This is a genomic window from Aminobacter sp. J44, from assembly GCF_007829415.1.
Lineage (GTDB): Bacteria > Pseudomonadota > Alphaproteobacteria > Rhizobiales > Rhizobiaceae > Aerobium.
The window spans coordinates 54,825-67,761 of record NZ_VLJG01000009.1; the positions used below are offsets into that span (position 1 = coordinate 54,825).

Below are 12,937 nucleotides of genomic sequence, written 5' to 3' on the forward strand. Positions count from 1 at the left end.
CGGCTGCAGCAGCACAAAGGATTTGCCCATGACCGAGCGCGCCATCAGCCGGTTCCCGGTGCCCAAGCTCGAGGACCTTCCCGAGGATATCCGTGAACGCATCATGGCGGTGCAGGAAAAGTCGGGCTTCATCCCGAACGTGTTTCTGGCTCTCGCGGACCGCCCGGACGAGTTCCGCGCCTTCTTCGCCTATCACGACGCGCTGATGGATAAGCCCGGCAACCTCACTAAGGCCGAGCGCGAGATGATCGTGGTGGCGACGAGTGCCGCCAACCAGTGCCAGTACTGCGTGATCGCACATGGCGCGATCCTGCGCATCCGTGCCAAGAACCCGCTGATTGCCGATCAGGTCGCGATCAACTACCGCAAGGCCGACATTACCCAGCGACAGAAGGCGATGCTCGACTTCGCCATGAAGGTTTCGACCCGTGCTTCCGAGGTCGGCGACGAGGACTTCGAGATGCTGAATCAGCACGGCTTCACCGAGGAGGACATCTGGGACATCATGGCGATCACCGCTTTCTTCGGCATGTCGAACCGGATTGCCAACGTCACCAGCATGCGCCCGAATGACGAGTTCTACACGCTCGGCCGGTAAGGCAGAGGGGCATTCAAGGTGAATCGAACGGGCGGCCTTGAAACTGAAAAGTTCTGAAACTAGCTCGATATGCGCGGCGCCTTCTGGGCCGCGCCCCGCATCGGTCCGGCCGGACCGGTGCGGCGGAACCTCTCAATGATTGTTTGTCCTTCAGGGAGAACGAGTATGAAGTTCCATCATTGCTGCGACCGCTTCCACGCAGACTTCGCGCATCGACCATGTCGAACGTTCACCGCCGCTTCAGCGCTAGTGATGTGACCCCGCCACCGACGGAAACTGCAGGCTCTGCTTTCGAGGGAGAAGCATAGAGTACGCTGATCGGAGTTTGACATGAGCATGATGCCACGCTTTGACCAGGTGCCGACCCCCAACCACCCGCCGAGCGAATTTCTCTCGCATGACGCTGAGGCGCGCGAGGTGATCAAGCCGATGATCGATAATATGCTCGACAGCCTGGCGCGCGCGGGCTGGGATCCGCGCACGGCCGCTTCGGCGATGATGTTCCACGCCGCTGCGCGCGTGTCCTCCTTCTCCATGGGTGAAGCAAACCGACACCCCGCGGGATGATGAAGGTCCGTCGGACGTCGTAACTGCAAGTCAATTCCATGCCGCGCCACGCATGCCCCCTTCTGTTCTGGCAATCTCGCCTGTCCAGAGAAGGACGAAGCGTGCCTGCGCGGCCCGCCGATTCTTCGTACATCAACGAAAATGGGAGAGAACGATGACAACCAAGTCGGGATCGCTTTTGGCTGTGACCGCTCTTGTGACCACTCTGCTCGCGGCCGTGCCGGCCGGCTCGCAGGAGGCAGGAACGGGGGAGGCGCTGAAGGGTTTCTGGCTGACCACATCCTATCCGGAACTGGCGATCAAGCCGGGTGAGACCCATACCCTCTCGCTATCGCTGCGCAACGAGAACCTGCCGCCGCAGCGTGCCTCGATCGAGGTGACCGGCGTGCCGGAAGGGTGGGAGTGGGCGCTGAAAGGCGGCGGCAAGGAAGTGTCGGCCGCGATGGTCTCGCCGGATTCCACGGAACGGCTGTCGCTTGAGCTGACCCCCCCGCAGGACGCGGCTGCCTCAGAGGCCTACAACATCGAGGTGAAGGCCCGCACGGCGACCGACACCGTTATACTGCCGCTGATCGTGAGGCTGTCGGGCTCAGAGACGGCGTCCTCCGGGCTGTCGCTTGATCCGGAACTCCCCGGCCTTCGCGGCACCTCGCGCTCCACCTTCTCCTTCAAGATCAAGGTGAAAAATGAAGGCGCCGAGGACGGCCTGTTCAATCTCGCCGCCAGCGTTCCGAGCGGCTTCAATACCCGCTTCAAGAAGGGCTATGGCTCTGAGGAGATCACCGGCGTGCCGATCGCTGCGGGCGCGACCGAGACGGTGACGATGGAAGTCATTCCGGCGCGCAATGCTGCAGCCGGTCGCTATGATGTCGGGCTTGAGGTTTCGGGCAACGGCGTCGCAGAGTCGACGCAGGTGAGCCTCGAGATCACCGGCGAGCCGCAGCTGCGCCTGGTCGGTCCGCAGGAGCGCCTATCTGGTGAAGCCGTCGCCGGCAAGGAGACCAGCTTCGCGTTTACTGTCGTCAACGCCGGCACCGCGCCGGCCTCTGGCATCGAAATGGCCGCGACACCGCCGACCGGCTGGAACGTCGAATTCGAGCCCAAGGAGCTTGGCCAGCTTGCGCCGAACTCCACCGCGGAAGTCAACGTTAAGATCACGCCGTCGGAAAAGGCGGTGGCCGGCGACTACATGGTCTCGCTGCGCGCGGAAAATGACGCCGTGTCCGAAAGCGTGCAGTTCCGCACCACCGTCCGCACCTCGACGATGTGGGGCGCCGCGGGCCTCGGCATCATTGCTGCAGCCGCGCTGATCCTCGGCGGCGCCGTGACGAGGTATGGCCGGCGATGAGCGAAATCGTTCTTGAGGCGAAAGGCCTGACGAAGAAATACGGCAACTTCGCCGCCGTTTCTGGCATTGACCTCAGCGTCAGCAAGGGCGAGGTTATCGGCCTGCTCGGTCCCAACGGCGCGGGCAAGACGACGACGATCCTGATGCTGCTTGGGCTCACCGAGGCGACCGAAGGCACCGTCAACATCCTCGGCAAGGACCCGCTGCGCCAGCCGCTCGAGGTCAAGCGGGAGGTCGGGTATTTGCCTGACGCCGTCGGCTTCTACGACCTGATGACGGGGCGCGAGAACCTGCGCTTTACGGCGAAGCTCTCGGGCATGAGCCGGGAGGAGGCCGAGAAGCGGATTGCGGACGCGCTTGCCACCGTGCGGCTCAGCGAGGTTGCTGACCGCCGCGTGGCCACCTATTCGCGCGGCATGCGCCAGCGTTTGGGCATCGCCGAACTGATCATGCGCGAATGCAAGGTCGCAATCCTCGACGAGCCGACCTCGGGCCTCGACCCGCAGTCGACCCATGACCTCCTGAACCTCATCCAGGAGTTGTCGCAGGGCGGCATGACGATCCTTCTGTCCTCGCACATGCTGGACGTGGTGCAGTCAATCTGCACGCGGGTCGCGCTGTTCCATCGCGGCCGCATCGGCTTCTTCGGCACGATCGAGGAACTTGCGGCGCGGATCGGCCGCGGCTCCTTCGTCATCGACGTCGAGGCGGATGGGGCCGACCTGCAGAACGTCGGCGCGCAGATCTCCGGGGTATCCTCCGTGCAGCGGCAGCCCGACGGACGCTGGCAGGTCGAGGCGGCACACGACGTGCGCCCGGACCTCGCCCGCCTGATCGTTTCGGCGGGCGGATCGCTGAAGAACCTCGACCTCAGGAGGGCGCGCCTCGACGAGGCCTACGACCAGTATTTCAGGGAGCTTGCACATGCCGCGTGAAGGTTCACCGTTCAAGGGCGTCGGCATCGTCGCCCTCAAGGAGGCGGCCGACCACATGTCGAGCGCCCGCATGCATCTGGTGATGCTGCTGGTGTTGTTGACGGCAATCGCCGCCGCCTGGGGTGCCATCGACCGTATCCGCGACACGACGGCGGAAGACGCCTATCTGTTCCTCAAGCTGTTCACGGTCGCGCGCGAGCCGCTACCGTCGTTCGCTGCCTTCCTCGGCTTCCTGCTGCCGCTGGTGGCGATCAGCCTCGGCTTCGACGCAGTCAATGGCGAGTTCAACCGGCGCACCATGAGCCGGCTGCTCGCACAGCCGGTCTATCGCGATGCGATCCTGTTCGGCAAATTCCTTGGCGGGCTTCTCGTCATCGCGATCGCGCTGCTGACCTTGTGGCTGCTCACGGTCGGGCTTGGCATCCTGACGCTCGGCCTCCCGCCCTCGGGGGCAGACATTGTCCGCAGCGTGTTCTGGCTGATTGCGACGTTGTTCTATGCGGGCGTGTGGCTGGCGCTGGCGATCTCGTTCTCGACGGTCATCCGCACGCCGGCGACCTCGGCCCTCGCAGCGCTCAGCGTCTGGCTGATCCTGACCTTCTTCTGGGGCATGATCGCGCCGCTGCTGGCGAGCCTCCAGCCGGTTGATTCGTTCGATCCAGTCAGCATCGTCAATCAGTACGAGCTGCAGCAGTCGATCGCTCGGTTCTCACCGCAGACACTCTACAGCGAGATCACCGGACTGCTGCTGAACCCGTCGGCGCGCTCGGTTGGCCCGCTCTTCATGCACCAGCTGCAGGGCGCCGTCATTGGCGCGCCGTTGCCGACGATGGAGAGCGTCATGATCGTCTGGCCGCAGATCTCCTGCATGGTCGCCGCCATGCTGGTGCTGTTCACGCTGGCCTATGTCGTGTTCCAGCGCCAGGAGGTGAGGGCATAGCTCGCCTAGCGGGACAGGCGGCCTTCGTCGTCAATGACGGTAAGCCGTGCTGGGGCGCCCGCGCCCCAGCGCCACACCACGAGGTTGAGGTCCTCCGGCGTCGCGCCCTTCGCGAAACTGCGTACCAGCAGCCCGTGATAGCCGGCCTCGACAAGTTCGCGCGCAAACGCCTGCGTGCGCGCCTCTCCCCTAATCCGCATCTGGTCGCGCCAGGTCGTATCGGCGAGACCCACGGCATCCATGCCGAAAACATCAAGTGCGTCGTCGTCGCGGCTGTCGAAGACGTTGCCGATGTCGGCGTCGTAGGAGACGAGCGTTGTCGGTTGCAGGCTGCCGGCCTGGTTGGCCTCGCGCAGCGCGGTCATGATGCTCAGCGAGAGGTAGAGGGCGGGCGTGCCCTTGCGGTTGAAGCGTCCGCCATACAGTTCAGCGCCTCGGCCGGACAGCGGCTCGCGCGCGTAGACGGGATTGATCGCCCGGTAGAGGGTGCCTTGATAACGCAAGGGGCGGCTCAGGCGTGAACGCCGGCGTCGACGGCGTCGATATAGTCGAGCACCTCGTTGGCACGTCCCTCGCGCACCAACTGCATTGCCGTGAGGCCGGAGAAGCCGGGCAGGGGCTCGGAGCGGTACCACGCATAGGCCATCAGGGCCGATCCGAAGCGCGGCTCGACCTTGTTGATGATCTCGGTCACCTCGCGCAGGCGCCGCTGGGTCTTGTCCGAGCGCAGCCGGTCCTTGCGCTGGATGGCGTCCTTGCCGAGGCCCGCGCTGCGGGCGATCTCCTCGCTGGTCGTGCGCAGCACTTCCGCGATCTTGCGCGGCGAAAAGATGCCGTCATCTGCGTATTGTGCCAGGCCCATGGGATCACCTCATGAAAAATGCCGCTGTTTCTGACGAAATATAGCGTCAGAAACAGCGGCATTCAAGGAATGAGCTGAGCGGAGGTCGTGGCACCGCGTCGTCGTCAGATCCGCAGACCCGTCGCGGCGTCAAAAATGTGCGCCATGCCGGGTTGGACGGCGAGCGGCAGCACGTCGCCGTCCCTCACGCGGACGCTTCCTGGCAGGCGCGCGATCAGCGGCTCTGACCTGCCGTTGCTCGCCAGCGGATAGCCATGGGCCAGCGTATCGGCGCCCAGCGTTTCGACCGCCGTCACCTTGAGTTCGAGGTCGGCGGCGGTGGCATCGTTCACCAGCGTCATGTGCTCGGGGCGGATGCCGAGCAGCACGTCTCGGCCGGGAGCGGGCAGTGCGGTTTCCTTCGGGTTCACCGTGCCGCCGGCGGCCAGCGCCAGACCGTTTTCGGTACCTTTGGCGGGCAGAAGGTTCATGGCCGGCGAGCCGATGAAGCCGGCGACGAAAATGCTCGCAGGGCGCTCGTAAACCGCAAGCGGCGTGTCGATCTGCTCGGCGCGGCCCTGGTTCATCACCACCAGCGCATCGGCGAGCGTCATGGCCTCGACCTGGTCGTGGGTCACGTACACGCTGGTGACGCCCAGCGACTTTTGCAGGTTCTTGATCTCGATGCGCATCTGCCCGCGCAGCTTTGCGTCGAGGTTCGACAGCGGCTCGTCGAACAAAAACGCCTTGGGGCTGCGCACGATGGCGCGGCCCATCGCAACACGTTGGCGCTGGCCGCCCGAGAGCTCGCGCGGCTTGCGCTCGAGGAAATCAGCAAGGCCGAGTGTCGCTGCTGCCTCGCGCACGCGCCGGTCTATTTCGGCCTTGTCCATGCCGCGGTTGCGCAGGCCGTAGGCCATGTTGTCGTATACCTTCATGTGCGGATAGAGCGCGTAGTTCTGGAACACCATCGCGATGTCGCGCTCTGCTGGGCCTCGGGCATTCACGACTTCGCCGCCGATCGAGACGGTGCCCTCGGTGATTTCCTCCAACCCCGCGATCATGCGAAGCAGGGTGGACTTGCCGCAGCCTGAGGGGCCGACGAGGACGCACATCGCGCCATCTGGGATCGAGATCGACACGCCTTTCACAGCCTCGACGCGGCCGGCATAGACCTTGCGGACATCCTTCAGTTCAACTGTTGCCATAAGCTGCGTTTCTCACTTCTCGGTTTCGACCAGGCCCTTCACGAACCAGCGCTGCATCAGCACCACCACCAGGATCGGCGGCAGGATCGCGAGCACGCAGGTGACCATGACGAGGTGCCACTGGGTGTCTGCATCGGCAAAGGAGATCATCTTCCTGAGCGCGATGACGATGGTGTTCATGTCGTTGCGGTTGGTGACCAGCAGGGGCCACAGGTACTGCGTCCAGCCGTAGATGAAGAGGATCACGAACAAAGCCGCAATATTGGTCTTCGACAGCGGGAGCAGGATGTCCTTGAAGAACCGCCATGGTCCGGCACCGTCCACACGCGCGGCCTCGACCAGTTCGCCGGGGATGGTGAGAAAGAACTGCCGGAACAGGAGCGTGGCCGTCGCCGACGCCATCAGCGGCAGGGTCAGCCCCGTATAGGTGTCGATCAGGCCGAGATCGACCATCACCTTGTAGGTCGGCAGGATGCGCACTTCCACCGGCAGCATCAGGGTCACGAAGATCACCCAGAAGAAGAACATCCGGAGTGGGAAGCGGAAGAAGACGATCGCGAAGGCGGACAGGATCGAGATGATGATCTTGCCGATTGCGATCGCCAGCGCCACCACCGTCGTGTTGAAGAGCAGGGTGCTGACGTCGACGCCGCCGATGCGGCCAATGCCGCCAAACAGCGCCGTCGTGTAGTTTTCCCAGAACCGTCCGCCCGGCAGCAGCGGCAGCGGGGGGCGCAGGATCGTCTGCAACGAGTGGGTCGAGGCGACGAAGGTGTAGTAGATCGGGAAGGCGACGATCAGCAGGCCGATGATCAGGATCGCATGCGCGGTATAGCGCGAGCCGCGGCTGATGCCGAGCATCCCACCCTGTTCCTTGCGCCCGAGCGCGGCGGCGCGGGTGGCCGGTTGTGCGAGATCAGCCATAGTGCACCTTCCTTTCCACGTAGCGGAACTGGAAAGCGGTCAGCAGGATCACGATGATCATCAGGATGACCGACTGAGCGGCGGAGTCGCCGAAGTTCAGGTTCACGAAGCCATCGTTGTAGACCTTGTAGACCAGCGTTTCGGTCGCCTTGCCGGGGCCGCCACCGGTGACAGCATGGATGATGCCGAAGGTGTCGAAGAAGGCGTAGGTCGTGTTGATGACGAGCAGGAAGAACGTGGTTGGCGCCAGCAGCGGGAAGATGATCGTCCAAAAACGCTTGGTCTCTCCCGCGCCATCGATGGCGGCTGCTTCGATCAGCGTCTTAGGGATGGCCTGCAGCCCGGCGACGAAGAACAGGAAGTTGTAGCTGATCTGCTTCCATGCCGCTGCCGCGATGACCAAAGCCATCGCCTGGGGACCATTCAGCAATGGATCCCATTGAATACCGGCGGAGCGCAGCATGTAGGCAAAGGTGCCCATGGTCGGGTTGAACATGAACAGCCACAACATGCCCGCGATTGCCGGAGCAACCGCATAGGGCCAGATCATCAGCGTGCGGTAGAAGCCGCGGCCTCGAATGATCTTGTCGGCCATGACGGCGAGCAGCAGCGCGATGACCATGGCGATGAAGGCCACGGAGACCGAAAAGATTGCGGTGGTCTGGACGCTGTCGATGTAGCTCGGCTGGCTCAGCACCCGGCGGAAATTCGCAAAGCCGACAAAGGTGCTCTTGAGACCGAACGGGTCTTCTCGCAGCACCGACTGGTAAAGCGCCTGGCTTGCGGGCCAGTAGAAGAACACAATGGTGATAGCGAGCTGCGGCAGGAGCAGCAGGTAGGGCAGCACCTTGTTAGGAAAGACGACGCGTGGGGACAAGGGGTCTCCTCAAGCTGGCGTGGACAGCATCGGACACCCGCGCACGCGGCGCGGGTGTCCATTAATCAGCAAAGCTGGCTTTAGTTGCCGAGGGCCTGCTGAATTGCCGCGTTGCCGCGCTCGACGGCCTTGTCGAGAGCCTGCTGGGCAGTCTGCTCGCCGGCGAGCATCTTCTCGAACTCTTCGTTCTGGATGTCGCGGACTTGCGGCAGGTTGACGAGGCGCACGCCCTTCGAGTTCGGGGTCGGCTCCTTGCCCATCATCTGCTGGATCGGGATCTCACGGCCCGGGTTCTTCTCGTAGAAGCCGGAAGCCTTGGTGGCCTCGTAAGCTGCCAGCGTCACGGGCAGGTAGCCAGATACTTCGTGCAGGCGCTGCTGGATTTCCGTCTGCGACAGGAAGTTGAAGAAGGCTGCGACTGCCTTGTACTCTTCGTCGCTTTTGTTGCCGAACACCCAGAGGCTGGCGCCGCCCGGGATCGTGTTCTGCGGAGCGCCATCGAGATCCGGATAGTATGGCAGCTGGCCGAGGCCGTAGTTCATGCCCGACTTGATCACGTCGCCGAGACCGCCCGAGGACTCGGTCATGATCGCGCATTCGCCCGACAGGAACAGCTGCTTGGCCTCGGACGTGCGGCCGCCATAGCGGAACGTGTCATCCTTGGCGAGGTCGGCAATGTTCTGGAAGTGACGGACGAACGGCTCGGTATTGACGGTGAGCTCGACGTCGGTTGCGCCAAGGCCGTTTTCATGCGTCGCGTACTGGAGGTTGTTCCAGGCAGCGAAGTTCTCGAGACCGATCCAGGTCAGCCAGGTCGAGGTCAGGCCACACTGAGCCGCGCCGCTCGACTTGATCTTCTTGGCTGCCTCGAAGACTTCCGGCCAGGTCTTTGGCGGGTTTTCCGCGTCGAGGCCGGCCTTCTGGAAGATGTCCTTGTTGTAGTACAGAATCGGCGAGGAGGAGTTGTACGGGAACGACAGCATCGTTCCGTCGGGCTTCGAGTAGTAGGCAACGATGCCGGGCAGGTACTGGCTCTTGTCGAACTGCGAACCGCCCATCGAGATGACGTCGGCGACCGGCTTCACGGCGCCCTCGGCGGCCATCATCACGCCGGTACCGACGTCGAACACCTGGATGATGTGCGGAGCCTGGCCGGCGCGGAATGCGGCGATGCCTGCGTTGAGGGTCTCGGGATAGGTGCCCTTGAAGACGGGCGTCACCTTGTATTCGCTCTGGCTCTCGTTGAATTCCTTCGAAAGCGTCTCGACGACCTCATTGTTGGCACCGGTCATCGCATGCCACCACGAAATCTCGGTGACTGCGAAAGCAGTCGACGTCGAGAGAATGGTGAAAGTTGCGGCGATGCCCGCCGCGAAGCCCTGAATTTTCATATTTGTCTCGCTCCCAATTAGTTGGCGAAGGCCGGGCCGCAGCTATGCTTTGGCGATGCTTCGGCGCCGGTTCCGCAGACGGTAGTATTGTCTCTATGTGACAGTTTCACAACCGTTTTGATTTTCTTTGTGCTGTTTCACTTTTAGGGCAGTGCGAAGCAAAAGCGAAACCAAGCGAAACAAAGACTTGCGCGCCCCCGAGGCGCCGCTCAGGCTGTGTAAGCGCAGCCTGCGTCAGGGCCAAAGGTGGGAAAAGCCTATGAGCGAAAGCTTGTAATGTTGCCGCTTGCAGGGGACGCGAATCCCCTTCCGTCAGCTTTCGGCGACAGCCTTGCCGTCGACCACCTTGATCTGCCGCTTGCACGCTGCAGCGATCTTTTCGTCGTGGGTGGAGATGAGAAAGGTCGTCTTCTCAGTCTCGTTGATCTCGCGGATCAGCTCCATGACTTGCCCTGCAGACTCGCGGTCGAGGTTGCCGGTCGGCTCGTCGGCGAGCACCAGCTCCGGCTGGTTCATCAGCGCCCGCGCTATTGCCACGCGCTGCTTTTGTCCGCCCGAGAGTTGCGTCGCGCGAAAGTGGATGCGGTTGCCCAGCCCCACTCGGCGCAACAGATCCTCGCCGCGCTCGCGTGCCTCGCGCGTCTCCCGTCCCTTATTGACGGCAGTAGGGAAGACCACGTTCTCGAGCGCCGTGAAATCGGGCAGCAGATGATGAAACTGGAAGACGAAGCCGATGTGGCGGTTGCGGAATTCGGTCAGCGCCGCATCGCTCGCGCTCGTCATGTCCTCCCCGAGCATCGTGTGGCTTCCGGATGTTGGGCGCATCAGTGTGCCGAGGATGGTGAGCAGCGTGCTTTTGCCGGAACCCGAAGGCCCAAGCAATGCCGCGAGATCGCCTTCAACAAGCGTCAGGTCGAGCCCACGCAAAACGCGTGTTGCCGTCTCGCCTTCGCCGAAGGTTTTAACCAGATCGCGGACCTCGACCAGCGCCGTCATTGGCCGATTACCTCGACCGGATCCACCCTGGCGGCGGCTCGCGCGGGCAGGATCGATGCGACCATGGCGCCGAGGACGGTCAGGAGAACGGCCACAAGGTAGTCGCCCTGGCGCACGTCGATCGGCAAGGAGCCGGATGTCGCCTGTTCCGGGACCGGAAACGGCGACATGACGAGGTAACCCAGCCCTGCGCCGAGCACGCCGCCGATCAGGCCGACGAGGATGCCCTGGATCACAAAAACGACGACAACGAAGACGCGGCTTGCACCAAACGCGCGCATGATGCCGATCTCCGGGCGGCGGCGATAGGTGGACAGCAGCAGCGCGCTCGCCACTCCAATGACGATAGTGACCAGCGAGAAGGCCTTGATCAGGTCGCCGGAGTTTTTCTGGGCGCGAAGGCCATCAAGGAGCTGCGCGTTGTTTTCGGTCCAGGGCGTTGCCTTGAGTCCCGTCATTGCGGCAATGCGCTGGGCGTAGCTTTCGGCTGCATTGAGGTCGTCGAGCTTGATCTCGATGCGGCTGACGCCCTGGTCAAGGTCGAACAATGAGCGCGCCGCCGCGAGGCTGACGAAGGCAGTGCGCGAGTCGAGGGTCTCGACGCCAACGGAGAAGATGCCGGCGATGATCAGCGCGCGCTCGACATTGCGATCTGATTGCAGGTTGATGACCTGGCCGACGCGCAGGCCAAGGTCAGAAGCGAGCGTTGCACCGATGATGATGCTCGAATTGGTCGTCCGGGCCGAGCCGGCAATGAGATGGCCGTCGATGTCGGAGATGGCCGAAACCTTGTCGGCCTCGACGCCCTTGACGTAGACCGGCGCGCGCGACTGACCCCGCAGAATGAAGCCGTTCCCGACGATCTGCTGCGAGGTCGCACGGATGCCGTCCATCGCCTCGAGCATAGGCAGGAAAGCATCGGCCGTGCGCAGCACTTCGCGCTGTCCGACTGCCTTTTGGTAGACGGTTGCTGCTGTATCGGGCCTTGCCGAAATCAGGGTCGCATCGCGGCTTGGCGCCTCGATGGTGACATGTGAGATGTCGCCGACGGTTCGGTCAACGAGGAACATGCCGAGGCCGCCGATCAGGGCGCTGATGAACACGAAGACGAACACGCCGATGGCAACGCCCAGCACCAGAAGTCCCGTCTGCAGCTTGCTGGAGCCGAGATAGCGCAGGGCGAATTTCAGCGCATAGAGCATGTCTAGCCCGCCGCGACCTTCGCGCCAGGCTTCACCGAGCCGGGGTCGAGGATCACTACATCTCCTTCGGTAAGACCTTCGGTGACAATGACACGCTCGGCCGGCCAGTCGGCAAATTTGACCTCGCGCTTCGACGCGACGCCATCGCTGATGACAAGAACGTGGCTCTGGGTACCTTCGGTGATGATCGCTTTGCGCGGCAGCGACAGGGCGCTGTCGAATTCCCTGACAATCACGTTGGCGTTAACCGTAAGGCCGATTGGCAGCGATCCGTCGCTGTCGAGTGAGATCTTGACCTTGCGTCCGCCTGTCGACGGATCGACCTTGGGCGCCGCGAAGGTGATGGTGCCCTCCTGAGCGACGCTCGCGCCCACTGGTTGCAGCAGCGCCTTCAGCCCCTCGCGGATGTGGGAGGAATAAAGTTCGTCGATGTCGGCCTCCACCACCAGTTCGCTGGTGTCGGCGATGACGAACAGCTCACTCTGCGTGTCGACGAGCTGGCCGAGGTCCACGCCTCGGGTGAGGATCACACCGGAGATCGGCGCGCGGATCAGGTATTGCGAAGCCTGTTCCCTGATCTGCTCGAGCACCGCCGCGAGGCGCTGCGTCTCCTTGACGGCGCTAGCCAGCGAAAGCTCGGCATCTTCCAGCGCAGAGCGGGGGCTGTTTACTCCGAGCGCCTTGGCGCGTGCGACTGTCACTTCGGCCTGGCGCTCCTTGCTGCGCTGGCCTTCGAGGGCGGCGGTAGCCTCATCGACCTGCGCCTTGACGAGGGCGGTGTCCAGCGTAACGAGCAGGTCACCCGCCTTCACCCTGTCGCCTTCATCGGCATGCAGCTCTATTGCCTTGGCTGAAACCGCCGCGCGGACCGTCACGCTATGCCGGGCCGCAACGCGGCCGTTGACCGCCAGCACCTGCGAAACGGGTCCGGCGCTAACTGTTTCGGTTGCAACGGCGATGGGCTTTTCCTCCCACGGTCGGGCATAGCCCGCCCAGGCTGCGGCAACTGCAAGGACAGCAACAACAAGAACCCAACGCTTTCTCAAATCGTGCCGCCTCGAACCCGCCAGCTGATGCTCATTGAAAATCCCGCCCCGATGGCGCGATCAA

14 protein-coding genes are annotated in these 12,937 nt (G+C 63.2%); 5 read left to right on the forward strand and 9 right to left on the reverse strand.

Going from position 1 to position 12,937, the window contains the following annotated elements; genetic code table 11:
* The first annotated feature begins 28 nt into the window (after nucleotides 1-28).
* The 5 genes from L610_RS04985 (at nucleotide 29) to L610_RS05005 (ending at nucleotide 4,388) form a co-directional block, all read left to right on the forward strand.
* Nucleotides 29-598, forward strand: coding sequence for a peroxidase-related enzyme (locus tag L610_RS04985; RefSeq protein ID WP_024848285.1), 570 nt, complete (start codon nucleotides 29-31; stop codon nucleotides 596-598).
* Between the two features lie 330 nt (nucleotides 599-928).
* A complete protein-coding gene (locus L610_RS04990) occupies nucleotides 929-1,165 on the forward strand; it encodes a hypothetical protein (protein ID WP_144702996.1) in 237 nt (78 codons plus the stop codon).
* Between the two features lie 154 nt (nucleotides 1,166-1,319).
* Nucleotides 1,320-2,513 (forward strand): NEW3 domain-containing protein, encoded by a 1,194-nt coding sequence (locus L610_RS04995; RefSeq protein ID WP_144702999.1) that lies wholly within the window; start codon nucleotides 1,320-1,322, stop codon nucleotides 2,511-2,513.
* Nucleotides 2,510-3,448: an ABC transporter ATP-binding protein gene (locus L610_RS05000; protein WP_144703002.1), complete on the forward strand. Its 939-nt coding sequence runs from the start codon at nucleotides 2,510-2,512 to the stop codon at nucleotides 3,446-3,448. Before L610_RS04995 ends, L610_RS05000 begins: the two co-directional genes overlap by 4 nt.
* Entirely contained in the window at nucleotides 3,438-4,388 is a 951-nt protein-coding gene (locus L610_RS05005; RefSeq protein ID WP_144703005.1) for an ABC transporter permease, read from the forward strand. Before L610_RS05000 ends, L610_RS05005 begins: the two co-directional genes overlap by 11 nt.
* Nucleotides 4,389-4,393: 5 nt before the next feature.
* On the opposite strand, the gene L610_RS05010 is transcribed toward L610_RS05005, so the two are convergent.
* The 9 genes from L610_RS05010 to L610_RS05050 form a co-directional block, all read right to left on the reverse strand.
* Nucleotides 4,394-4,891: an RES family NAD+ phosphorylase gene (locus tag L610_RS05010; protein ID WP_024848290.1), complete on the reverse strand. Its 498-nt coding sequence runs from the start codon at nucleotides 4,889-4,891 to the stop codon at nucleotides 4,394-4,396.
* Between the two features lie 8 nt (nucleotides 4,892-4,899).
* Complete coding sequence (locus tag L610_RS05015; RefSeq protein ID WP_144703008.1) at nucleotides 4,900-5,250, reverse strand: MbcA/ParS/Xre antitoxin family protein; 351 nt, start codon at nucleotides 5,248-5,250, stop codon at nucleotides 4,900-4,902.
* 104 nt (nucleotides 5,251-5,354) lie between these two features.
* Nucleotides 5,355-6,437: a sn-glycerol-3-phosphate ABC transporter ATP-binding protein UgpC gene (gene ugpC, locus L610_RS05020; RefSeq protein ID WP_144703011.1), complete on the reverse strand. Its 1,083-nt coding sequence runs from the start codon at nucleotides 6,435-6,437 to the stop codon at nucleotides 5,355-5,357.
* A gap of 12 nt (nucleotides 6,438-6,449) precedes the next feature.
* Nucleotides 6,450-7,298, reverse strand: coding sequence for a sn-glycerol-3-phosphate ABC transporter permease UgpE (gene ugpE, locus L610_RS05025; RefSeq protein ID WP_144703081.1), 849 nt, complete (start codon nucleotides 7,296-7,298; stop codon nucleotides 6,450-6,452).
* Nucleotides 7,299-7,353: 55 nt separating this feature from the next.
* Nucleotides 7,354-8,238 carry a sn-glycerol-3-phosphate ABC transporter permease UgpA gene (ugpA, locus tag L610_RS05030; RefSeq protein ID WP_144703014.1) on the reverse strand — a complete coding sequence of 295 codons (885 nt, stop codon included), beginning with the start codon at nucleotides 8,236-8,238 and terminating at the stop codon, nucleotides 7,354-7,356.
* Nucleotides 8,239-8,318: 80 nt separating this feature from the next.
* Complete coding sequence (gene ugpB / locus L610_RS05035; RefSeq protein ID WP_144703018.1) at nucleotides 8,319-9,629, reverse strand: sn-glycerol-3-phosphate ABC transporter substrate-binding protein UgpB; 1,311 nt, start codon at nucleotides 9,627-9,629, stop codon at nucleotides 8,319-8,321.
* A gap of 312 nt (nucleotides 9,630-9,941) precedes the next feature.
* Entirely contained in the window at nucleotides 9,942-10,625 is a 684-nt protein-coding gene (locus L610_RS05040; RefSeq protein WP_144703021.1) for an ABC transporter ATP-binding protein, read from the reverse strand.
* A complete protein-coding gene (locus tag L610_RS05045; RefSeq protein WP_144703024.1) occupies nucleotides 10,622-11,827 on the reverse strand; it encodes an FtsX-like permease family protein in 1,206 nt (401 codons plus the stop codon). Before L610_RS05045 ends, L610_RS05040 begins: the two co-directional genes overlap by 4 nt.
* A gap of 2 nt (nucleotides 11,828-11,829) precedes the next feature.
* Nucleotides 11,830-12,873 (reverse strand): efflux RND transporter periplasmic adaptor subunit, encoded by a 1,044-nt coding sequence (locus L610_RS05050; protein WP_024848298.1) that lies wholly within the window; start codon nucleotides 12,871-12,873, stop codon nucleotides 11,830-11,832.
* Nucleotides 12,874-12,937: the final 64 nt, after the last annotated feature.